The organism is Terriglobia bacterium (assembly GCA_020072565.1).
GTDB lineage: Bacteria > Acidobacteriota > UBA6911 > UBA6911 > UBA6911 > JAFNAG01.
Map to the genome: position 1 here is coordinate 126939 of JAIQGI010000006.1, position 24483 is coordinate 151421.

13 protein-coding genes are annotated in these 24483 nt (G+C 59.8%); 4 read left to right on the forward strand and 9 right to left on the reverse strand.

Annotated elements, in window-relative coordinates:
* The first annotated feature begins 235 nt into the window (after positions 1–235).
* The 3 genes from LAP85_05345 (at position 236) to LAP85_05355 (ending at position 7998) form a co-directional block, all read left to right on the forward strand.
* A complete protein-coding gene (locus LAP85_05345; GenBank protein ID MBZ5495806.1) occupies positions 236–3223 on the forward strand; it encodes a PAS domain S-box protein in 2988 nt (995 codons plus the stop codon).
* A gap of 317 nt (positions 3224–3540) precedes the next feature.
* On the forward strand, positions 3541–5532 hold the full coding sequence (locus LAP85_05350) for a tetratricopeptide repeat protein (protein ID MBZ5495807.1): 1992 nt from the start codon (positions 3541–3543) through the stop codon (positions 5530–5532).
* Positions 5533–5745: 213 nt separating this feature from the next.
* Positions 5746–7998, forward strand: a complete 2253-nt coding sequence (locus LAP85_05355) for a diguanylate cyclase (GenBank protein ID MBZ5495808.1) — start codon at positions 5746–5748, stop codon at positions 7996–7998.
* Between the two features lie 256 nt (positions 7999–8254).
* On the opposite strand, the gene LAP85_05360 is transcribed toward LAP85_05355, so the two are convergent.
* The 3 genes from LAP85_05360 to LAP85_05370 all read right to left on the reverse strand — a co-directional run bounded on the left by LAP85_05360 (position 8255) and on the right by LAP85_05370 (position 11046).
* Positions 8255–9223, reverse strand: coding sequence for a hypothetical protein (locus LAP85_05360; protein ID MBZ5495809.1), 969 nt, complete (start codon positions 9221–9223; stop codon positions 8255–8257).
* Positions 9220–10011 carry an ABC transporter permease gene (locus tag LAP85_05365; GenBank protein ID MBZ5495810.1) on the reverse strand — a complete coding sequence of 264 codons (792 nt, stop codon included), beginning with the start codon at positions 10009–10011 and terminating at the stop codon, positions 9220–9222. Before LAP85_05365 ends, LAP85_05360 begins: the two co-directional genes overlap by 4 nt.
* 99 nt (positions 10012–10110) lie before the next feature.
* On the reverse strand, positions 10111–11046 hold the full coding sequence (locus tag LAP85_05370) for an ABC transporter ATP-binding protein (protein ID MBZ5495811.1): 936 nt from the start codon (positions 11044–11046) through the stop codon (positions 10111–10113).
* A 157-nt stretch (positions 11047–11203) separates the two neighbouring features.
* Between LAP85_05370 and LAP85_05375 the strand changes: the two genes are divergently transcribed.
* Positions 11204–13192 (forward strand): hydantoinase/oxoprolinase family protein, encoded by a 1989-nt coding sequence (locus tag LAP85_05375; GenBank protein ID MBZ5495812.1) that lies wholly within the window; start codon positions 11204–11206, stop codon positions 13190–13192.
* Positions 13193–13241: 49 nt separating this feature from the next.
* Here the strand turns inward: LAP85_05375 and LAP85_05380 are convergent, their stop codons facing one another.
* From LAP85_05380 to radA, 6 genes are all read right to left on the reverse strand, one after another.
* The gene (locus LAP85_05380) at positions 13242–17204 is read right to left on the reverse strand and encodes a carboxypeptidase-like regulatory domain-containing protein (GenBank protein ID MBZ5495813.1); all 3963 of its coding nucleotides are present in this window, start codon (positions 17202–17204) and stop codon (positions 13242–13244) included.
* 582 nt (positions 17205–17786) lie between these two features.
* A complete protein-coding gene (gene rlmB, locus LAP85_05385) occupies positions 17787–18509 on the reverse strand; it encodes a 23S rRNA (guanosine(2251)-2'-O)-methyltransferase RlmB (protein MBZ5495814.1) in 723 nt (240 codons plus the stop codon).
* Between the two features lie 89 nt (positions 18510–18598).
* Complete coding sequence (gene gltX, locus LAP85_05390; protein ID MBZ5495815.1) at positions 18599–20122, reverse strand: glutamate--tRNA ligase; 1524 nt, start codon at positions 20120–20122, stop codon at positions 18599–18601.
* A 70-nt stretch (positions 20123–20192) separates the two neighbouring features.
* Complete coding sequence (ispD, locus tag LAP85_05395) at positions 20193–21434, reverse strand: 2-C-methyl-D-erythritol 4-phosphate cytidylyltransferase (protein MBZ5495816.1); 1242 nt, start codon at positions 21432–21434, stop codon at positions 20193–20195.
* Between the two features lie 142 nt (positions 21435–21576).
* Positions 21577–22671 carry a TRAM domain-containing protein gene (locus LAP85_05400; GenBank protein ID MBZ5495817.1) on the reverse strand — a complete coding sequence of 365 codons (1095 nt, stop codon included), beginning with the start codon at positions 22669–22671 and terminating at the stop codon, positions 21577–21579.
* Positions 22672–22981: 310 nt separating this feature from the next.
* A complete protein-coding gene (gene radA, locus LAP85_05405; GenBank protein MBZ5495818.1) occupies positions 22982–24343 on the reverse strand; it encodes a DNA repair protein RadA in 1362 nt (453 codons plus the stop codon).
* Positions 24344–24483 lie beyond the last annotated feature (140 nt).

Genomic DNA, 24483 nt, shown 5'->3' on the forward strand with positions numbered 1-24483 from the left:
ACCATCTTGCCCAATTTTGGGAAGCTTCCTGGAATCAAATTTCAAAAACCGGAAATTTGGTGGCCGGATACGTGTTTTCCGACTCCCGCCCGATCAGTCACTAAGATTATACCCCTCTATGAAATCGCGAAATACGGATCTTGTCGGCGAAATTCTGTAATATACCGTCAGAGGGCAGCCGATTTGCTATAAGTGCCACCCAAAAATTGAGCTTTCGTTCTCACGGGGAAAGAGAATGGACTTCGGGGAAAGTCCCAAGGACCGACTGGCCGAGGAATTGGAATCGCTTCGGAAGCAGATTGCCGAGCTCAAGGGTATGGTGCTCGAGTCTATTCCTGCCGCAGGGACGCGCACGCAGCTGTCCGAAGCCTCGAGGCGAGCGCTGGAGCGGATGAAGGTGGAAATCGAGACCCAGATCGGCTTCGTCCCGCCCTTTCTTGATCCCGTAGCGGATGTGCCGGAAATCCTCGCCTCGCTCTGGCAACAGATGCGCTCCTCCTACTTGAAAAACCCTATTCCTCCCTTGACCAAGGAGAAGCTCTTCGCCCGCCTTTCCCGCTCTTGCCCGGTTTCTTATGCCATATTGGCGCATAGCTGCGGCCTCAAACGCCTGGGGATGCACGCAGGGGAGATCCTGCGGTGGCTCGAGCTGCCGGCGCCGGCATCGGAAGAGGATCTCGGGACATTCTTTGCCCGTTTTGCCTCCACCCCCCGCCCTTTGTCCGGCTGGCCAGAGCCTGGCTCGCCGCTCGAGGAGGCGCTGCTGCACTGTTCGATCTACCTCTTTCTCAATCCGGAGAGGAGCGCACGATGCCGGGATGAGTTGCGTGGGTTTCTGGGGCCCGCCAATTACGCCCGGCTCAACGCGTTTCTCGTTTATGTGCGACAGCACCATATCTGGCTGGAGGCCTACCCAGAGCCGGCCCAGGATAAGGATGAGGTCATCCGAACGAATCTGCGCCCCATGTTGGAGGAGGAGCCGCGCCTGGCCCCATTCCTGCGGGGCTATTATGAGGAGCAGCCGCCCTGGCGGCCGGCCGCCACAGCCGACGCGGCGACCGGCAAAGAGGAATCGCTGCTGCCCCTAATCCTGGAGCAGGGGCCTTTTGGCATAGCCATTCTGGACCCCGACTACCGGATCATGAAAGCCAACCAGGCGCTCTGCCGGTTGCTGGGCTACGCGGAGCAGGAACTGGAGGCTCTCAGCCTCCCTGCCATCACTCACCCGCAGGACGTCAGCCCCTGCATTCACGTCATCGATCAGGTCCTGAGCGGTGCCCGTGCGCGTGCGCGGGTGGAGCAACGCTGCCTGAAACAGACGAAAGAGTTTGTCTGGGTCGAGTTGACGGCTGCCGCCGTTCGCGGCGAAGACGGCAGCCCGCTCTACAGCATGGTTTTTGTCGAGGATATCAGCGACCGCAAGCAGGCGGAAGAGACGCTGGTCAGGGAAAAGCAGATCGCCGAAAGGGTCTTGCACGACAGCCAGGACGGCATTTTTGCCTTTGATCGCGACCTGGTCTGTTCACTCTGGAATCCTGCAATGGAACGGATATTCGGCATCAAAGAAGGGGATGCCGTCGGCCACGTCATTTTTGACGTCTTTCCATTCCTGGCGGAGACCGGGGACGACAAGTATCTGCTGGAGGCTCTCAGGGGCGAGACGGTGACGGTCCGGAACCGCCCCTTTCGCATCGAAGCAACGGGCAAAGAGGGGTTCTGCGACGCCTATTACGGCCCCTTGTTTGATGCCGCCGCAAAGGTCAGCGGTGGTATCGCCTTTGTTCAGGACATTACGGAGCGCAGAAACGCAGAGGAGAGCCGGCGCGCCACCGAGGATCGCTACCTGGAGCTGTTCGAGAACGCCAACGATATCGTCTATACCCATGACCTCGAGGGTCGATTCACTTCCGTCAACAAGGCTGCCGAGCGCATCACGGGATACGCGCGCGCCGAGGCTCTTCGGATGAAGGCAAGCGATCTGGTGGCTCCCGAGCATCTCAAGACTGTCTGCAAGATGATCGAGCGGCAGGTTGCGGGAGAGAGCCCGGCGCCCTACGAGATCGATGTCATTTGCAAGGACGGCCGGCGTGTGGCGCTCGAGGTCAGTACTCACATCATCACCCGCGACGGCAAGCCGGTGGGCGTACAGGGCATCGCCCGCGACATCACCGAGAGAAAAAAAACCGAGGAGGCGCTCCAGCAGGCCAAGCATAACCTCGAGGCCTGGGTGCACGAACTCGAGCAACGCACGCGTGAGATGACCCTGCTCAGCGAGATGGGCGATATGCTGCGCGCCTGCCTTACTACCGAAGAGGCCTACATGGTCATCGTCCGGGTGGCGCAGCAGATCTTCCCCGTCCAGGTGGGAGCGCTGTACGTCATTTCGCCTGCCCGCAATCTCGTCGAGGCCGTGGCTGTGTGGGGCGAATCTTCACTCGTCGAGCGTGCCTTCGCCCCGGACGAGTGCTGGGCCTTGCGCCGCGGCCGGGTTCACTGGGTGGAGGACTCCGGCGTCGGCCTCCTGTGCAAGCACCTGCACCATCCACCTCCCGAAGGCTACCTGTGCGTGCCCATGATGGCTCAGAGCGAAGCGCTCGGGATCCTGCACCTCACCCAGCCTCCAAACGCCCGCCTCACCGAGGCAAAGCAGCGCCTGGCCCTGGCCATGGCCGAACATATCGGAATGGCCCTATCCAACCTCAAGCTGCACGAGACCCTGCGCAGCCAGTCGATCCGCGATCCGCTCACGGGCCTCTTCAACCGGCGTTTCATGGAAGAGTCGCTCGAGCTCGAGCTGCGACGGGCAGCCCGCAACCGGCGCCCCCTCGGCGTGATCATGCTCGAAGTCGACAACTATCAGGACCAGTGCCGGGCCTTCGGCGAGGACGCTGAAAACGCCATCCTGCTCGAGATCGGCGGCCTTCTGCAGACCATCATCCGCAAGGAAGACATCGCATGCCGCTTCGGCGCCGAGAAGTTCGCGGTCATCCTGCCCCAGGGAAGCCTCGAAATTACGGCGCAGAGGGCGGAGAGCCTGCGCGAGATGATCAGGAATCTCGAGATCCGGCATCGCGGCCGCCAGCTCGGCCATGTCACGGCATCCGCCGGCATCGCCGGATTCCCGGAGCACGGACGAACCGTCGAGACCATCATGCGGGCGGCTGATGCCGCCCTCCAGCGCGCCAGACAGGAAGGCGGCGACCGCATAGTCACCGCGCAATAAAACCGGAATCAGAACTCCTTCGAAAATGCAAAAGCAGCACCAGATGACAGGAACACCTTGACTGCCTTTGGCATGGCATGGGGTGAGGCTCCGAAAATAGACAGATCGGCATCGGGATCGGGATCGCAATCGTGATCGCGATCGGCTTTTGCCGGTTAAGAGTTCCGATTGCGATTGCCACAGCGACTGGGATACCGATCCCGACGTTCGTCAACCAGAGATGCATGAGTTATATATGCGAGTAGGTGCGGCCGGGTGCGTGGGACTGCGGAGATTTTTTGATTTTCCGGACGGTTTTTTGTTAGCCTACTCGGTGCATGGCTAAGACTCACCGAAAAGCCGGAGCAGTCCGGTCGGATAAGCGGCAACCCGCCCAGCGGCTTGACATTCTCGTATACATCCTCCTGCTCCTTACTACGCTCGCCGTCTACAGTCAGGTTCGAAGCTACGATTTCGTCAACTACGATGACCGCGAATACGTCAGCGAAAACTCCCACGTGCGCGCCGGACTGACCTGGGAGAGCATGGTTTGGGCCTTCACCTCCGACTATGACGGCAATTGGCTTCCGTTGACCTGGCTTTCGCACATGGCGGATTGCCAGCTTTTCGGGCTGCGCAGCGGGCTGCACCATCTGACCAACGTGCTCTTTCACACCCTGAGCACGCTGCTTCTCTTCGCGTTCCTCAAGCGCATGACCGGGTCGCGCTGGCGCAGTGCCTTTGTCGCATGCCTGTTCGCGCTTCACCCCTTGCACGTCGAGTCCGTTGCATGGGTGACGGAACGCAAAGATGTCCTGAGCTGTTTTTTCTGGTTTCTGGCTCTGTGGGCCTACCTTCGCTATGTCGAGCGGCCGAGGCCGGGCCGATACCTGATCGTTCTCGTTTCGTTTTGCCTGGGCCTGATGTCCAAATCGATGATCATCACCCTGCCGTTTGTTTTGCTGCTGCTGGACTTCTGGCCGTTGCGGCGCATCCGGGTTCCGGGATCCACGGTGCCGGGCGAGCCGAAGCAAAAGCTGCGGCTCGACCTTGAAGCGAAGCCTGGTGTCGGCAGTGTTCTTCGGGAAAAGGTGCCATTCTTCGCGCTTTCGGCCTGCATGGCGGCCGTAACTTTCATGGTCCAACGACGCGGGGGAGCCGTGATCTCGCTGGACTGGATCCCTCTGGGCACTCGCCTCGCAACCGCCCTCATTTCCTATATCGTCTACATCGCGAAGGTGTTCTGGCCCTGGAGGCTGGCAGCCTTTTACCCGCATCCGTTGGAGTTGCCGGCCTGGCAAGTCATAACGGCCGGTCTCGCGGTGGCGGGCATCTCGGTTCTGGTGCTGCGCTCCATCAGGCGTTTTCCCTATCTTGCTGTAGGGTGGTTCTGGTATCTGGGCACGCTGGTCCCTGTGATCGGACTGGTTCAGGTCGGGATGCAGGCTCGCGCTGATCGGTACACTTACATACCCTCGGTCGGGATCCTCCTGATGCTGGCCTGGGGTGCGGCCGACCTTTTCGAGCGCCGGCCGCGGGGGAAATATGTGCTCGCGGGTCTGGCGACGGCGGCCTGTGCGGCCTGCCTGATACTCACCTGGTTTCAGATACAATATTGGAAGGACAGTGCATCTCTCTTCCAGCATGCGCTGAGGATTACGGCCGACAATCAGGTGGCGCACAACGGCTTGGGTGTTGCGCTGGTGGAGCAGGGGAAGATGGACGATGCCATCTGGCACTACCAGGAGGCAATCAGGATAAGACCCAACTATCCGGAAGCGCATGCGAACCTCGGGGATGTCTACCTCAGGCTGCGACGGACCGGCGAGGCGATCCAGCAGCTCTCGGAGGCCATACGCCTGAATCCGGATTCTCCCGAGGCCCGCATTAATCTGGGCATCGCCTTAGGCGCCCTCGGAAAGACAGACGACTCGATAGCGCAACTGCTCGAAGCAGTAAGGATATGGCCCGGCTCCGCGAATGCCCACTATAACCTGGGCAACGTCTACGCCGGTGTGGGACGACTGTCCGAAGCTACAGCTCAATTTTATCAGGCGGTCCGGCTGGAGCCCGATAATGCCGAGGCTCACTACAATCTGGGCGTCACCTTGGCCCGCCAGGACAATATGAGTGGGGCGATCGCCGAGTTCGCGACCGCGATCCGATTGAAACCAGACTATGCCGGCGCGCACAACAATCTCGGCAGCGCGCTGGCCAACCTGGGACGTATCGACGAAGCGATCGCGGAATTTTCGGAAGCAGTGCGTCTCAGCCCGGACTCCGAGGAGGCGCGGCGCAATCTGGAATATGCCCGTTCCCTAAAGAAATGATCGATGTGAACGATTGACTTAACGCGGCCGCATATTTATGATGGATAGGGTTTTGCATTGGCAAAACCGGGGAAGGCTCCAACTCTCCCCAAGTCTTGCTTTGAGCTGTCTTGAGGCTCTCTCTCATCGCTGAGGCAAGGTCTCTGCCCTAAGAATTTCATCAGTATTAGTCTGGGATCGTTTCGGGCAGTTCAGCGAACCTGAAATGGCGAGGTGAAATTGGCGCCGCTCTGGAACAGAGACAAGCTCGAAGACCCGATCTTGCCCAAAAGCAGGATCAGTCAGGAAATCGAATCGCTGCGTCAGAAGATCGCCGATCTTGAAAGCCTCGAGTTCGAACTGGCCAAGGCGGAACTGGCGCTGAGCCATGCGGCCGCGGATGCGGCGCCTGCGACCCCGGACCAGATCAAAAACGAGATCACCAAGAGGCTTGGCTATTTCCCGCTCTTTTTCGCGCCTGCAGCCGATTTCCCGGAAGTGCTCCAGGACCTCTGGCGGCAGAGCCTCGCGGGATATTACAACAATCCCATCCCCGAACTGCTGAAGGAGAAACTGTTTATCCAGCTCGCGCGCTATTGTGCCGCACCCTATTCCATCGTCACGCACAGCTGCAATCTCCACGGCCTTGGGATCCCGGCCACGGATATTCTCGTCCTCCTGCAGAAGCCTGCTCCTTCGACCGAGGGAGATCTGGCACACATTATCGGCATTTTATCGGGAGTATCTCACCCCCTGCCCGGCTGGCCTGATCCGGATTCGGAGCTGGAAGAGACTCTCGTATTCGCCTGCATCCTCTTCTACCTCAAACCCGCCGAAGCGGAAGCATCCCATGTGGAACTCCGGCGTCTTCTGACGACGATAAACTACGAGCATCTGATCCGCTTTCTCGCCTATGTGAAGGCGTCCCACCTGTGGCTGGAGGCCCATCCCGAGATTTCCTACCATTCCGACCCACAGGTCCGGGCGCACCTCCTCACCATGCTGCGGGACGAGCCGCGACTGGCCTCCCTTTTTCGGAACTACTTCTGGGAATTCGGCACTGACCGCCGCAGGCTGCAGGCCGAGGAGGCACTCCGCGCGAGCGAGGAACGCTATCGGGAGCTGTTCGAGAATGCCAACGACATGGTCTTCACCATGGACCTCGGTGGCAACCTCACCTCGCTCAACAAGGCTGCCGAGAGGATTACGGGGTATTCCCGCGCAGAGGCGCTCCAGATGAAGCTTTCGCAGTTTGTAGCCCTCGATTGCCAGGAGGTCGCCCGCAAGATGATGGCGCGCCAGGAGAGCCCCGCGACTTACGAACTGGAGATCATCACCAGGGAAGGCCAGCGGGTAGCGCTCGAAATCAGCACCCACATCATCTTCCACGACGGCAAGCCTGTAGGGGTGCAGGGCATCGCCCGCGACATTACGGAAAGAAAGAAAACCGAGGAGGCGCTCCAGCAAGCAAAGCAGAACCTCGAGGCCTGGGTACACGAACTCGAACAGCGCACGCGCGAAATGACCCTCCTCAGCGAAATGGGCGACATGCTGCGCGCCTGCCTCACGACCGAAGAGGCGTACACGGTTATCGTCAGAGTGGCACAGCAGATCTTCCCGGTGCAGGCAGGAGCCCTGTATGCCATCACGTCGTCGCGCAATCTCGTGGAAGCCGTTGCCGTGTGGGGCGACTCCTCCATGGTCGAGCGCGTGTTTGCACCGGACGAATGCTGGGGCCTGCGCCGCGGCCGGGTTCACTGGGTGGAGGACTCCGGCGTCGGCCTGCTGTGCAAGCACCTTCCGCACCCAGCCCCCGAGGGCTATCTCTGCGTCCCCATGATGGCCCAGAGCGAAGCGCTCGGAATCCTCTATCTCACGCAGCCTGCCAGCGCCCGCCTGACGGAGGCGAAGCAGCGGCTGGCCGTGGCCATGGCCGAGCACATCGCGATGGCCCTCTCCAACCTCAAGCTGCACGAAACCCTGCGCAGCCAGTCGATCCGCGATCCGCTCACAGGCCTGTTCAACCGGCGTTTCATGGAGGAGTCGCTCGCGCTCGAGTTGCGGCGTGCGGTACGCAATCAGCGTCCCCTCGGCGTGATCATGCTCGATCTGGATCGCTTCAAGCATTTCAACGACAGCTACGGCCACGACGCCGGCGACACTCTGCTGCGCGAGCTGGGCACCTTACTTCAAACCAACATCCGGGGCGAAGACATCGCCTGCCGCTACGGGGGGGAAGAGTTCACCCTGATCCTGCCGGAAGGGAGCGCCGATGTGACGCAGCAGCGGGCGGAGGCGTTGCGCGAGGCGATCAAGCACATGGATGTGCTGCATCGGGGCCGGCCGCTCGGCCGCATCACCGCATCGCTGGGAGTCGCCATTTTCCCCGAGCACGGCCGCACCGCCGAAGCCCTGTTGCTCGCGGCCGACGCCGCACTCTATCAGAGCAAGGATTTCGGCGGCGACCACGTCACCACCGCAAAGTAATAAACCGCGAGGATGCCAGAAACAGCCATGTTCTTCCCGGCGTCCCGGTAGTGCAACCCGGATTCCGAAGTTGTTTTATGGACCTGATCCCGACCACAACCGAGCCTTCGGCGCTCATAAAGGTCTTCTCTCCTACCCCGGCCTCACGGCCGGGTCTATGAACTGCCGCGCCTCCGGCGCGGGATCAAGATTTCATCCCATTCCAATGACTTGGTCCAACCTCGGAATCCGGGTTTGACTCCCTTCACAGGATTTCTCAATGTTGCCGGATTCGCGAGTCGTATAGCCGCCCCAGCCTGTCCCTGAATGTTTCACGGTAAGCATAGGGTAGGGCAATATAGCGTACCTTGCTTTCAGCGCTCAGGCGGACCGCGCCCGTGGCCGGATCATAATGGTAGGGCACACCGGAAGGGTCTTTGGGGACATAGGTGAGGAATCGCGCGGCCACGAGGCTCTCCAGGCCTGGCGGCGCATCGCCGTGCGCGGCGGCATACTTCTCGAGGAAAAACTCCAGGGTCCACAGGTCCTCGTCGACTTGGATGCTGGCCAAATGGTTTCGGGCGTTTTCTTTCACGTCAGCACGCGCGGAATTCTCGAGCTGCCGGCGCCACAGGTCTTTGGCCGTCTCTATGGCACCGCCCTGCGAGAGCCCCCGGGCCGCGAGCGCTTCCATCCATGGCGGCGCGCCCGCAATGCGGCTGGCTTCAAGCCACACCTCCCCTGCCTGCTTGAAGTCCTTCAAGTACCAGAAGCAGGTAAAGCCTTTGTCGAACCGGAGGCGCCATTCCTGAGGCTGCAGTGAGATTCCTTTGTCCAGCAGCCGGATGGCTTCCAGTGGCTGCCCAGCCCCTATGGGCTTGGGCTCGGCGAGGAAAATGCTGCCGGCCCGATAGACATCCAGCATCTTCGGATCCAGCGTCGTGACGATGTCGAGCAGCGCGGGAAGATTCTTATATGGCACCTGCCTGCGGGCCGCCTCCTCGCGGCGCCCGTAATACTGAATGGCCCGCATCCAGTAAATGTCCGCCACGAGGCCGTCGTAGCCGAGGGCCAGGGCCCTCACCAGGGAGGACGATGAGAAATAAAGCAGATCCGGGTCGACTGAAGAATCCGACAGGCTGGCGTCGATTCGATCCTGCACCGGCCGAATCAGGAATGCGGCCGCCAGGCAAGCCGCACCCAGAAGCCATCGGCGCTGCACCCGGAGAGAGAATCCCGATCTCATTTGAAATCCCTGCGCGAAAAAATGGTTGCGGCGGCGGCCAGCAGAACCGAGCAGTAGAGAATGGCGTAAACTGTAGCCCAGCCGATTGCGGCCGCGTTGATCGGTTCATAGTAGGCTGCGCTCTGGATGACGTTGCGGCTGTCCAGAGTGCTGAAATTCGAGATGTTGGGGAGAACATAATAGAAAATCATGGAAACAAACTCGGCGACGGCCGACTTGGTCAGGCGCGCGAACTGCAGGAGATCCGCATTGAAGTGACCGATGATCCAGAGAAAGAAGGTGAACAGCGCCGACAGTGCCGGCGTCGAAAAAGCGGAAAACAGCAGCGCTACCGCGGTGGTCAGTGCCAGCGAAAGAAAAATGAGATAGACAGCCGGGAGAAGATGAAGATAGCCGGACAATGAGACACCGCCGTGGTAAGCGAGCGTAAGGGCGAGGCCGACGGTCATGATCGCGACATTCACCAGGAGTGTGAAAAGCAGCCCCAGATACTTGCCCAGAATGAATTCCCATCGATGTACCGGTTTCGCCAGAAGCGCATAAACCGTCCGCCGTTCCAGTTCTTTGTAGACCAGGCCGATGCCGATGAAGATGGCGATCAGGGTCCCGAATACCGAAATGGACGACAAGCCAAGATCGATGATGACCTTGTCCTCATAACCCAGCGTCAGCTGCCCGAGCACAAACGAGCTGAGGATCATGAGCAGCGCAAAAAGGATGAGATTGTAAAGCACCTTGTCCCGAATATTCTCGCGAAAGGTGTTCCCGGCAATGGTGAGTACCCGCATAAGAGCCTCAGAAGTCAGGAGTCAGAATAAGAGCACTCTCGCCGCGAAGGCCGTTCTACAAAGGTTTTTCTACTGGCACCTGACTCCTTCAAGAGAATTTCAATTATCCCGGTCACCGGTCACTTGTGTAAAAAAGTGGTCTTCGAGCGAGGGCCGTATCGGATTCACGGACACCAGACCCGCGCCGTGCGCAAGCGCATAGGAGATGATCGATTCCACCTGCTGCGGGCTGGCTGCGCGGAGTTGGATGCGCTCGCCCATGGGGATCATCTCCTCGCACATGGGCTTCAGACCCGCGGAAGTCTCGGTGCTGATGCCGGCCAGCACGATCTCATGCGCTTCGATTCTGACCTTGAGGATGTCGTGCAACGCTCCCACCTGTTGCAGGCGCCCCCGGTTCAGGATCGCCACCCGGTCGCACAATGCTTCGACATCGGGCAGGATGTGCGAGCTGAAGAAAACAGTGACTCCATTTCCTTTCAGGCCCAGTATCGCCCGACGGACCTCTCTCCGGCCCAGCGGATCGAGCCCGGACATGGGCTCGTCGAGGAATACGGCCTCGGGATCGTTGATCATGGCCTGAGCCAGCCCGATGCGCTGGATCATCCCCTTTGAGAACTTGCGCAATGGTAGCCTGCGCGCATCCAGCAGCCCGACATTCTCCAACAAGGTGCGCACCTTGTTGCCCAGCGCAGATCCCCGCATGCCGAAGAGCTTCCCGACATACAGCAGCAGTTCTTCCGCCGTGAGATAGTCGTAGAAATAAGGATTCTCGGGCAGAAATCCGATGCGCTGGCGCATCGACACGGATGAAACGGGTTCGCCGAAAACCCGTGCAGAGCCCGCAGTGGGCCGGATGAGGTTCATCAGGAGCTTCAGGGTCGTGGTCTTCCCCGCACCGTTCGGCCCGAGGAAACCGAAAACCTCCCCCTGTTCCACGCACAGGTTCAGCCCATCGAGCGCCCGCACGGGATGCTTCTTCCAGAAGCCAACCTGGAAATCCTTTGTCAGACCTTCAATTTCGATGATGGCCATAGCGTATTTGGAAGCCCCTGCACGCCGACCCAGACCGAACCGTCGGCGTTTGTCGTCGTTTTTCCGCGTCCAAGACTGCATCTTGGTCGCATATGCATGAATAAGCCGGGCTAAAGGCAATTACACATTAATGACGAATGTCCTATAATCACCCGCTATGCTCAAAATAGGGATCGATACCGGCGGCACTTTCACGGATTTCATTGTTCTCGATGGCAAGCGCGTTCGGACGCTCAAGCTTCTGTCGACGCCGTCCAATCCGGCTCTGGCCATCTTCCAGGGCCTGCAGGAGCTTCTGGACAACCGCGAGTGCGACATCCGACACGGTTCGACCGTGGCTACCAATGCACTGCTGGAACGGAAGGGGGCGGTAACGGCCCTGATCACTACTGCCGGCTTCGAGGATGTCCTCGAAATCGGACGGCAAAATCGTCCGAAGATTTACAGCCTTTACCCATCACGGCCGGACCCGCTGGTGCCCGGGCGCCGGCGGTTCGGCGTGATGGAGCGAATCTTGCACGACGCCAGCGTGCTGGTTCCGTTGCACCCCGGTGAACTCCGCTCCCTGGTCGACAAGCTCCGGCGCGCCAAAGTTCAGTCCGTCGCTGTCTGCCTCCTTTTCTCGTTCGCCAACTCGGCTCACGAAAAACAGATCGGCAACGCGCTGCGAAACTTGAAGATTCCGATCAGCCTGAGCCACATCATACTGCCGGAATACCGGGAATACGAGCGCACTTCGACAACGGTAGTCAATGCCTACCTGGCGCCGGTCATGGGACGCTACCTGGGCGATCTCGAAGAGAGGTTGCGCGCACGGCGCCGGCGCAAAACCGCCAGCCTGCGCATCATGCAGTCCAACGGCGGCACAGTCTCCGCGCGCGGGGCCATTCGCGAGCCGGTGCGGACGATCCTGAGCGGCCCGGCGGGCGGAGTGGTCGGGGCATGGGAGGTCGCACGCCAGGCAGGCTTCCCCGACATCCTGTCCTTCGACATGGGCGGCACCTCGACGGATGTTTCCCTGTGCGAAGGCGAAATCCGCATCACCAGCGAGTCTGTGATCGCAAACTGCCCGATCGGCGTACCGGTCATCGATATCCACACGGTCGGGGCCGGAGGCGGCTCCATTGCGCGCGTCGACGAGGGCGGAGCTCTGCGGGTGGGCCCGGAGAGCGCCGGAGCCGATCCCGGACCGATCTGCTACGGTAAGGGAGAACGCATCACGGTCACCGATGCCAATCTCTATCTGGGCAAGCTCGACACCGGTTACCCCCTGGGAGGCAGGCTGCACATCGACGACCAGCGCATCGAACCGGCATTCCGCGCTCTCGCGCGCAAGATGGGCGCCGCAAGCCCGGCTGCTGCGGCCCAAGGTGTGGTCGATGTGGCCAATGCAAACATGGAGGCCGCGTTGCGAGTAATTTCGGTCGAACGAGGTTACGATCCGCGGGATTTCACGCTGGTGACATTCGGCGGAGCCGGCGGTCTGCATGCCGTCCAGCTTGCGGCCAGCCTGTCGATACCACGGGTCCTCATCCCCGAAAATCCCGGCCTCCTGTCCGCGCTGGGCGTCCTGCTGTCCGACAGCGTTCAGGATTTCTCCCGCACCGTGATGCTGGCGAGCGAGGAGGCCGGCATTGCCGCGCTGGAGGAGCGCTACCGGGAACTCGAGCGCAAAGCACTGGCGTCGATGATGGCCGAAGGCTTCCCGGCACAGCGAATCCGACTCGAGCGCTGGATCGATATGCGGTATCACGGCCAGAGCTACGAGCTGAGCTTCCCCTATTCCCGGCGCTTCGCCGGTGAGTTTCACCGGCGCCACGAGCAGCGCTACGGCTATGCCGATCCGTCGCGCGAGTCGGAGATTGTAACCATGCGCGTCCGTGTCCGGGGTTTATCCGACAAACCGCGCATGCCGAAGGATCGCCGGGGCCCGCCCGACCCGAAGCGCGCGCTGATCAAGGAAAAAGACGTCCGTTTCGAGGGAAAGTCCAAACGCACTCGGATCTATGAGCGCGCCCTGCTGCGTGCCGGCCACCGCATTACCGGGCCCGCACTCATCTTCGAGTACAGCGCCACTGCCGCAATTCCGCCGGGCTATCTATGCATAGTGGATGCTTACCGCAACCTCATCTTGAGTCATGAGTAATGAGGGGAGGAACCCGGCCAGGGGCGGGTTCCTCTCCCCGATTGGAAAGTTAGAAATTGATCCGCAGGACGAACTGAATCAGCCGTCCACCGGGATCCTGTGTGTTGTTGACGTCACGATAAGCTGAATCCACCCTGGCGAAATTCGCGCTGGTGAAGGCGGTCAGGTTGGTATTGGCCAGGTAGTTAATGTTGTTGAAGGCGTTCAGGAACTCGGCCCGCACCTCGATGTTGGCATTCTCGGTGAAGCGGAACCTCTTGACCGCACTCATATCAAAGCGCGTGAACAACGGGCCGTGGATAATGACGGCCTGAGGGGCGCAATCACCCGTCACGACCTGAATGCACCCGTTGCTGTTGGCGGGCGCGATGTAACGTCCCGTGGGCGCGCCTGACGCGCTATAACCGGTAGACGAAGTCGCGCTCACGTTCCAGGCATTATAGGTGTTGTCGCGGATGTCCTTTGGGAACGCCCAGACATATTTCGCGTCGTCAAAGTATAGCCCGTAGGCATCCTGCAGGTCCTTCTGTGTCATCCCTACCAGGTTGACATTGCCGAGGCTGAGCATAGCCCCGGTCTGGACGCGCGCGGTGCCATCCCACTCCCAACCGCCGACGATGTGTTCCAGCAGAGCGCCGAAAGAGCTGCCGGGATTGTTGAACAGCGCTTTGCCTTTGCCAATCGGCAGTTCATAGATCCAATTTACCTTGAACGAATGCTGCACGGTGCCGCCATTGCTGGTGTTGAGAAGGTTCACCCATCCCGTGCGGAACGAATAGCGCGAACCGGCGTAGGCTTTGGCAAAGACGTAATTGGCATTCATCAGCAATCCACGCGCCATGCGCCGACGCAACTCTACCTGCATTGAGTCATAGCGGTTGGAACCGCCATTGCTCATTATCCAGGCCCCGCCCAGGTAGTCTGGGTTGACGACGAATTCGTTGGTGGGCAGGCCTGCAGCTATGGCGTTGTTGCGGAACGTCTGGCTGCCATATAGACCTGCTGAGGAACTTGTTGAGGCAGGAGTGTAAGGAGACGGGTTCTTCGCGGCCAGGGAGTTGTACCAGGAACTGCTGCTGAATTGGGACGCTGTGTACTTCGACGGATCGCTGGCCTGGGAAGCCGGCAGCCCGCTGAAGTAAGCCAGGTAGATCGGCAGCGGAAACGTGCCGGTCCCGGATCCGTAGTACTTGAAGTTGTTCCCCCGCCCCGCCGCGATGTTCGCCTGCAGGTTGGCCATTGCATTCTTGAACTCAGTGAGGAACCCATTCTCTACGATGTTGACCTCGTTAAGCTGATATTGCTGCCAGTTTTGGAGGTTCAAATTGTGAACATACCGCACCTCGAGCACCATTTCTCTTGTGAGCTCGCGCTGAATGCCGAACGTCCAGGATTGGGCATAGGGCGTCCTTATGTTCGGGTCAAAGATGTTCATCGATTGCGTGATGTTTCCCGACATCGGATAGCTCGGCGCAGCCGGGAAGGAAGGCGCGCTCAGGCGACTCTTGTCGCGGAACAGAACCGGCAAGACATCCGTGCCCGTGCCCGTCACCAGATTGCCCAGCGTGGTGCTGCGCGTGGCATCCACATAGAGGCCCGTGTTGCTGTCGAACATGGTGAGGACCATGTTTGTTCCGGGCCGATTGTAGGCAATCGAGTAGCCGCCACGGAGCACCGTTTGTCCGGCACTACCCAGGATATGTCCCATCAATCCGCCTTGCGCCCTGGGACTCCACGCGAAGCCGAAGCTGGGCGCGAAGTCACGCCACGAAGGATTGTACGCAGCATCCCCTTCTTTGAACTGAACGAACATCGGAGTTTTCCCCGTGAGCGTCCCCGGCTTGAACATATTGCCTACTCCCGAGACTCCCCACATGTCGGCGACCGTGGCAGTCGAATAGACTCCGTTGATCGTGCGGAAAGGACGCTGCAATTCCCAGCGCAAACCGTAGGTAAGCGTCAGATTCGGTTGGACGCGCCAGGAATCCGATGCAAAGAATCCCCATTCACGCATGCGGCATCGCCGGACCTCTGCCCCGAGGTATTGGTATTTGTTGGTAATCTCATCAAGATAGGCAGTGGCACCGATATTAGTAACGCGCCCGGTCAGGACCGCATAAATGTTTCGGGCGTCGCTGAGGTTGGTCGAGGAGGCACCCGGGAAATTCGCTGTCGTGAACATGCTGTCCGCCGGGTCGCCAGTAGCAATACCAAAGGTGATCGTGGGCACAACGGGGCTGATATCGTTAATCCACCCGTTGATCTGTGTGAACTGGAAGCCGAAGCTCAGGTTGTGCAAACCATGAGACCAATTCAGGGTGTCGGCGACATCCTTAATGGGCGTGTTGCGCCGCTCTGAACTGTTGCGGGCCGTGGCGTTGGTGATGCCCGCCGCATTGATGCCCAAGCTGAAGCCGTCCTGGTTGGCGACCGGAATATTGGCAAACTGCCCGGGATTTACCTCTGTGGCAAAAAGCACGGTGCCACCGGTCAACCCGCCACGCAATTCATTGACCAACCTTGGAGTCAAGGTGGAACGCAGTGCGAGCCCATAGGCGAACCGGTTCGAGTTCTGGCCGCCGGCATTCACAAAACCTGGGTAGGACGAGTCCATGTTGTTGAGAGTGTCCGGGAAGCTGAGGAAGCTCTGATAGTTCCAGGTGCTCTCCAGGCGATGCTTCGAAGACAGATTGAAGTCGAAGCGAACGGTTGGATAGTAGCGCTTTTGTATGCCGTAGTTGGCGAAGGTGAAGGTCTGCAGATTGGGATTGCTCTGTTGCGTGAGGCTTGCGCCTGCGGTCGCCGTTCGAATGTCGGCCAGCAGTTTCGCAACCGTCGGGTCCATAGTTGCCGTCTGCCCATTGGCTGCTGCCAGCGTAAGCAGAGGAACTGACTGGATGGTGGTTTGACCGCCGGAGGTCACATTGTATCGAAAGTTGCCTGCCTGGGTTATCGGATTGAACAGCGTCCGGGTTCGGCTGATCGAATTAGGCAAACGGAAATTTTCCATGTTGACGAAGAAGAAAGCCCTGTCTTTGCCATTGAACAGCCCGGGAATGGATATTGGTCCGCCCACGCGGCCTCCGAATTGGTTGAATAGCACACGGTCGCGCAGCGCATGGCACTGGGACGAGTCCCATGGTACGTCTATGCCGCAATAGGAGTGGGGGAAAGCGTCCAGCTGTGGCGTTCTGTCCCGGTTGTTGAACCAGTAGTTGGAATTGAATTTCGGGTTGCGGTGGTATTCGTATATGCTCCCGTGGTAATCGTTGGTTCCCGAGCGGGTGACGAATTTGATCTGAACCGCGCCTTGGCCGGCACTCTCAGCTCCTGGTGTCGCGGTGGTGAGTGTTACCTCCTGTATCGCATCCATCGTCGGGTAGATATAGCTGAAGAACCCATCGCTATCTTTAAGCAGGTTGTCCTGCGTGTTCAGACCATCGATGGTAATGTTGTACGCGGTGGAAGGCATGCCGTTGACCGTGGAGTTGCGTGGGCTGGCTGTAGCCGCCGAACTCACCCCCGGTAGCTGCATGAGATAGTAAATTACATTGCGGGCCTGAAGCGGAAGCTGGGAGATCTGCTTGACCTCCAATGTGGCACCTATGGTCGCCGACTGCGACTGCACGATCTCCGCGCCCGCCTCAACAGTGATCGTTTCGTTAGAGCCGCCAACCTGTAAGGGAATACGGATGGTCTCCGGCGTGGCCGCACGAATCCTGACCTGGTTCAGGAGAGCTTGTTTGAATCCCGGCGCAGAGACGGTCAGAGTGTAAGTCCCGGCTAACATCGAGGGGACCGTGAAGGTGCCATCCGTTGATGTCACGGTCTTGAACTCCTCGCTTGTTGCGTTGTTCTTGATCGTGACATTGGCACCGGGTATCACGCCACCGGATGCGTCGACAACTGTTCCTATCAGCGACGAGTTTGTTGCCCCCTGCCCATACCCTGGAGGGCTCACCGCTGCTAGCAGGAAAACTGTGAGTGTCACCACAAACAGACATTGTTTCATAGAAGGTTCCTTAGGTTGAAGGTTGACCCTGCAACTGACTTGGATTGGGTCAGTTTCGCTCCTTTTTTCCAGACAAGTCGTAGTCGGCGAAGTGAGTGCAGGCAGCGGGCAGGCCATGAGGAGCATGGTAATCAGCAGAGCAGCCGCCGGTGGAATCGACCACTGCCTCTACAAAATCGCCACTACGACGAACGGCAAAGAATGCGGGGGTGCCGGGGATCGCCCGCAGGCATCAGGAGCGCCACATCGTGTTCGAAAGTGCCAGCCGGAGCCGTGTTATCTACTACCGCATGAACTTCCGATCACGGCCCTTTCGCGCTTCCCGATTGGGGAAAACACAAACTTGATGTTTCAGATCCGCAACCTTCGTGTATGCTAATAAATCTAGAATGACAGAATCATAGTCGATTTCACCGCGCGTGGCAACGCAATTTTTAGATGATTCTAATGCTTGCGGCATGCCCGAAACCCGGTGACAGCCCCTGATAAAGGTCGGCGATTGAGGTTGGCAATGACCTCACTGATGCGTGCGGATTGGAGCATGCCGTTCCCGCCACCGGCCCAATAGAGGCCCCTCACTCATCATTTTTTTGAGCGCTGGCGGATGACTTCGTAGAGTGCGATACCGGCGGAGACGCTGACGTTGTAAGATGCGACGTTACCGCGCATAGGGATCGATGCCAGGAAGTCGCATTTTTCCTTGACCAGGCGGTGCAGGCCACTACCTTCGCTTCCCAGCACTAATGCGGTTGGGACCGTGAAATCGATCTCCCACATAGGCCGGCCTGACTCGGCGTCGAACCCCGCAATCCAATAGCCCGCTGCCTTCAACTGCTCCAGGAGCCTGACGGTATTGGCAACGCGCGCGACTTTGAGATAGGAAGCCGCGCCCGCGCTGGCCTTGATCGCTGCCGCGCTGAGCGGGGCGCTGCGGCGCTGCGGAATGAACACGCCGTGCGCTCCCGCCACCTCAGCCGAGCGCAGAATGGCGCCGAGGTTATGGGGATCCTCAATGCCGTCGAGGACGAGCAGGAGGCCCGGCGCGTGGGCCTGCGCAAGGATCTCCTCGACACCGAGCGTGGGCATTTCGGAGATATAGCAGACAACACCCTGATGGCGCTCACCCGCTGCTCTGCGGTCCAGCCACGCCCTTTCCTCGATGGAAACCGGAATTTTCTTTTGCCGGCTGAGGTCGACGATCTCCCGGATGCGCGGATTCTTCTGCCCGCGCTCGATGCAGACCTTCTCCACACCGCCCGCGTTCAATGCCTCTATGACCGAATGAATCCCATATGCGATCGACATATGCGAAAAAGAAATGATAAGTCATGAGTGATAAATGAAGAGCAAAAACACGAATATTCAGCAGCCATCATTCATTCATGACCCCTCGCTTATGACTCATCACGCAAGGTTTTGAATATGGCAGTAATGCGCTCGCGGCATGACATCACGCGTCGCGGCAGGTTCAGACGGCTCCCTTCTTCATAGATTGGAATCAGGCGATCCAGCTCCGGCCCTGACCCTAATCCGGTAAGCGCGGCGCGAATCGGGTGAAACAGCTGCCGGCCCTTCTGGCCCGTCGCTTTTTTTACCAGCCCGACGATTTCCTTGTACGCCTCGAACGTGAGTGTTTCCCGCTCAACGACGAGGCGCGCAAACTCCCTGGCAACCTGGATGGCTCCCGGTTCCGCCAGCGTCGCGCGCGCCACCTCGTCCAATTCCGGAGGCTCGGCTGGGAACCCGTAGATGACGGCGGTTTCGCGGGGCAGCTGATCGAGGTGGTCCACATGGGACTTCACAGCCTCCACGACTTGTGCCAGCCAGGCGCGGACCCTGGCGTCCGCATCGGCCGGGATCAGCCCGGAAGCCGCAAAATAGGGCACCGCACGCTCCGCCAGCGCCTGCACTGGCATCTTGTTGATGTAGCTCCGGTTCATCCAGTCCAGCTTGGCGCTGTCGAAAATGGCCGGGCTGCGGGAAACGCGCGCGAGTTCGAAAAGCGCGACGATCTCCTGCAAATCCATGATCTCCTTGCCTGCATCGGGTGGAGACCAGCCGAGGAGGGACAGATAGTTTGCGAGAGCCTCGGGAAGATATCCCTGGCTGCGAAACTCCTCCAACGATGTGGCGCCGTGCCGTTTGCTCAGCTTGCTCCCGTCGGGTCCCAGCACCGTCGGCAAGTGCGCAAACAACGGCACGGGAGCCGCCAGGGCCTCATAGATCAGGATCTGACGGTGGGTGTTGGAAATATGGCCGTCGCCGCGAATCACATGCGAGATCTCCATGGCGATGTCGTCCACCACAACCGAGAAGTTGTATGTCGGGCTGCCGTCGCTGCGCAGGAGCACGGGATCGCTGATCTGCAGTGTGTCGATGTCGATGCGGCCATAGACCAGATCGGAGAAGCCTACAGTTCCCGGCCTGACGCGCAGGCGCAGCACCGACGGCTTGCCGGCCTGCTGGAAAGCTTCGACTTGGCCGGATGTGAGGTTCCGGCATTTCCCGGAGTAGCGCGGCATGTCACCCCGGGCCGATTGCTGCCGGCGCACCTCTTCCAGTTCCTCCTCGGTGCAGAAGCAGGGAAAGGCGCGGCCCTGCGCCAGCAGGCGTTCCGCATGGTCGCGGTAGAGGCTGTACCTGTCGGTCTGGCGATAAGGGCCATGGGCGCCGCCTTTGTCCACGCCTTCGTCCCACTCCAGGCCGAGCCAGCGGAGGTCGTCCATGAGCTGCGTTTCGTACTCCGGCCTGCTGCGCTCGGCATCGGTGTCCTCGATGCGCAGAATGAAAGCTCCACGAAGGTGCCGGGCCACGAGCCAGTTAAACAACGCCGTGCGCGCATTCCCTACATGGAGAAATCCGGTTGGGCTGGGCGCAAACCTCACCCGAACTCGAGTAAGTGGGCTTAGTGCTTCCATGATTTGTCCCCGCTACAAGTGATGAGTCTTGAGTCATGAGCATAAACTACGATTGCTTGTTCTCTCTCACTCAACACTCATGACTCATCACCAGGGCGACCGCTTGCGCCGAGATTCCCTCGCCGCGCCCCTCCGCGTTCATCCCCTCGGTGGTTGTGGCTTTGATGCTCACCGCATCCGGCGTCAGGCCGAGCGCTCGTGAGATATTGCAGCGCATCTCGTCAAAGTAAGGCGCCAGTTTAGGACGCTGTGCCAGGAGGGTAGCATCGACGTTCTGGATCGTCCACCCTGCAGTCTCGACCCTGCTCCTGACCTCGCCGAGAAACTCCAGGCTGGGGCGGTTTCGATGCGCCGGATCCGTGTCAGGAAAGTGCCGACCGATGTCACCGAGGGCGGCTGCGCCCAACAGCGCATCGCAAACGGCGTGGATAAGGGCATCGGCGTCGGAGTGACCCTCCAGACCTTTTTCATAAGGGATCTCCACTCCTCCGAGGATGAGTTTGCGCCCCTCCACCAGCCGGTGGTAATCAATGCCGTGTCCGATGCGCAGCATGGCGTCTCCTCCTGTGGCCCGCGGAGGCCGCGAATCCTGCCCCGGATTGCGCGCGAGAATGCGCTCTGCGATCTCGAGGTCAAATGGGCGCGTGATTTTGATGTTTGCCGGGGATCCCTCTACGACTGCGACCGGGTGGCCTGCCCAGCGCAAAACGGAGGATTCGTCGGTCCCCTCAAACCCCTCGTGGAAGGCGCGCTCGAGGGCGGAACGCAGCAGAGCGGCGCGAAAACCCTGCGGGGTCTGGATGGCATATAGCTCCTCCCGGGGCGGCGTCTTGAGCACACGACCGTGGCACGACACGCGCTGGATGGTCTCGGTGGCGGGCAGGCCGGGGACTGCGCCCCCGGTGCGCCAGGCGGCTTCCGCAACACGGCGAAGGGTATCGCGATCGCAAAGAGGGCGCACGGCATCGTGAACCAGGATGAGATCGACATCCGAACGTACATGGAGGACGCCTCGCCGCACGGATTCCTGGCGCGTCAGCCCTCCGGGCACGCACACGACCGGCACCGCCCATGAGCGGCCGGCCAGCATCGCTTCTGCCTGGGAAATGTGTTCATCGGGCAGGGCAATGACAACCTGAACGATGCCCTCTAAAACCAGGATGGCTTCGACCGCGCGCACCAGAATCGGTTTGCCGCCCAGCAGGAGAAACTGCTTCGGCAGGGAAGCTCCGATTCTGGTTCCCGTCCCTCCAGCTGCAATGACTGCAGCGATCGTAATCCGTGTGGAATCGTCGCTACTATTCGCCTGCATTGCACACCCGGGCGAAATCGCGACGAAGTCCCTGGAAGGCGCAAGCTTGCTTGCGCCTTGCCTTCATCGCAGTTTGACAAGGCGGCAGCGAGTGGCCGCCCACCAGGGACTGGGTCGCAAATAAGCTCAGATCGAAACTCAATTACTGGCGACCCTGTCCCTTGGCCCGTTCTTTGTCGTCTTCGACAATGCGGTCCGTCGCGACCACCCGGTCATAGGGACGCCGGTCCTGGCGGGACGACGAGTTCCCGGCCTCTTCCTCCGGGAAACGTCCGAAGATCATCTTGCCCGCAGTCGTCTGCAGCACCGAGGTGACCTGCGTGGCGATTGTCTTTCCGATCATCTTGCGCGCGTTGTCCACCACAACCATGGTGCCATCATCCAGGTACGCCACGCCCTGGTTGTACTCTTTGCCTTCCTTGAGGATGAAGACCTTCATGGTCTCGCCCGGCAGAACGACCGGTTTAAGCGAGTTCGCCAGCTCGTTGATGTTCAGGACATCAACCCCGCGCAACTGGGAGACCTTGTTCAGGTTGAAATCGTTGGTGACGATCTTGGCGTTCAGCTCTTTGGCCAGTTCGATCAGCTTCAGGTCCACTTCCTTCACTTCGGGATAGTCCTTCTCGAGGATCTGAACCGTGATGCCCGGCGCTCCCTTCACCTTCTCGAGTATCTCCAGTCCCCTGCGGCCGCGGTTGCGCTTGATCGAGTCGGCGCTGTCCGCGATCTGCTGAAGCTCCCTGAGGACGAAATGAGGCACCACAAGTGTGCCCTCGAGGAAGCCGGTCTTGCAGATGTCGGCGATGCGGCCGTCGATGATGACGCTCGTGTCCAGGACCTTGTAGGAACCGCGGATGCTCCGGTCGGTGAAAAAACCTCCGAGGCCCGAGAGATCCAGATACTCGCCCTTATCGGCGCCCAAAATCAGCCCGACGTAGGCCATGAGAATCAGGATCAAAACCTGGGAGAAGTTGCGGGCGCCTTCATGGAGATCCATGTGATTGATGATGAGGCTGATCAGGGTTGCGCCTATGATCCCCAGGATGGATCCAAGCGCCGCTCCGATCAGAGTCTTGAGGGAGAGTCTCCGAACACGCAGTTCAGCGCAGACGACCAGGAGGCCAAGCGCGGCGCTGATTGCCACCGTCAAGGGCGGTTGGAGGCCAAAAGGTTTGGCCAGATATCCGGTCACCAGGATTGTCAAGAAAAGTAAGATACGAATAATCCAGAGGTCCATGAATCAGCTCCTTCGGCATGGGCATTATGATTTTGGGGATGAATTGCCGGCCAGATTCGAGGCGCGGGAGGAGAAACAACGGGAGCAACAGGCAACCCGCGAACAGAGCCGCCTGCAAGACCGGGAGTAATGACCGTTCGTCCATCGTGATCATAGATAAGGCTCGCCGGCGCACGGGGCGCAACTGAATGATTCGTTTGATAGAGACAGCCCCGTGACGAAGTCCAACAGCACTGGATAAAAATCTATCACAGGATGCCTGCTTGTGGTAACCCTTTATCTTGCTTGCAATGCTTCCGGCGTCCTGGCCCTAGGAATCAAAGATAGCATCCGACAGGTCCAAAACGGTGCGCAGGGGCGTCAGTTCGACCTTCTCCACTGGATCATGGAGCGGGAGGTTGCCTGCGGGCAGGATGCAGCGGCGGAAGCCCATCGCAGCCGCCTCGCGCACGCGCAGATGCGCCTGGCTGACGGGGCGTACCTCTCCGGAGAGCCCCAATTCTCCGATGAGTACCGTCTGTGGAGGAAGCGGGCGGTTGCGGAAGCTGCTGAGAATGGCTGCAAAAAGCGCGAGATCCGAAGCCGGCTCATCAACTTGCAGCCCGCCGGCCGCGTTCACGTATATGTCGCAGCCCATCACCGGGATGTCCATCCTCTTTTGAAGCATGGCGACCAGCAAGGAAATGCGATTGTAATCGAGGCCGGTGGCCGTGCGCCGCGCAGTCCCGTACTGAGTGGCCAGCACCAGAGCCTGGATCTCGACCAGGATCGGGCGTGTCCCTTCCATGGCGCACGCTACAGCGCTTCCGGGCGCCGCCTCTTCCCGTTCCCGCAGGAACAGATCCGAGGGATTTTGCACCGGCATCAATCCCCGGCCCGTCATTTCGAAGACCCCGACTTCGTTGGCCGCGCCGAATCTGTTTTTGACGGCCCGCACGATCCGGTGGTTGTGGTGGCGCTCCCCTTCAAAATACAGAACCGTGTCGGCGATGTGCTCAAGCGCCTTGGGCCCCGCAATGCTTCCGTCCTTGGTCACGTGCCCAATCAGAAACACGGGGATGTTTTCCGTCTTGGCCAGGGCCAAAAACTCGGCAGCAACATGGCGCACCTGGCTGATGCTCCCCGGAGCCGAATCGAGCGCTTCGGAAAACGTTGTCTGCACCGAATCGACGACCACGTCCGTAGGACACACCTCGGCAACCGCCGCCAGTATCGTCTCGAGGCAGGATTCCGCCAGGAGGTAAATCTCACCGGCATCTTCCGAGCCGAGGCGCTCGGCGCGCATCTTGATCTGCTGGGCTGACTCTTCCCCCGACACATAAAGGACGCGGCGTCCTTTCTTCTGGAGGGATTGCGCGATCTGAAGCAGGAGGGTTGACTTCCCAATACCCGGCTCACCGCCCAGCAGAACCAGCGATCCGGGGACAAGGCCGCCGCCGAGAACGCGATCGAACTCGGTGTTGGAGGTGATAATTCTAGGGGCGTCGGAAGTGGAGACCTCGCTCAGGCGGATCGGCTTTGCGGCTGAGCCGGGCCGGCTCTTCCCTGAGACGGTTTTCGGTTTCTCCTCCGCGAACGAATTCCAGCTGCCGCAGTCCGGGCAGCGCCCGAGCCACTTGGGGGAAGCATAGCCGCACGACTGACACTCAAATACCGACGGAGTCCTCGACATGAGCGTCAGTCTATCATGAAAGAATCTCAACGCGGAGGACGCGGAGGCCGCGGAGATTTTGTTTTTTCTCTGCGATCTCTGTGCCCTCGGCGTTGAGATTTTGAAAGGGGAAGACGGTACAACCGTCTCCCCCTTCCGAG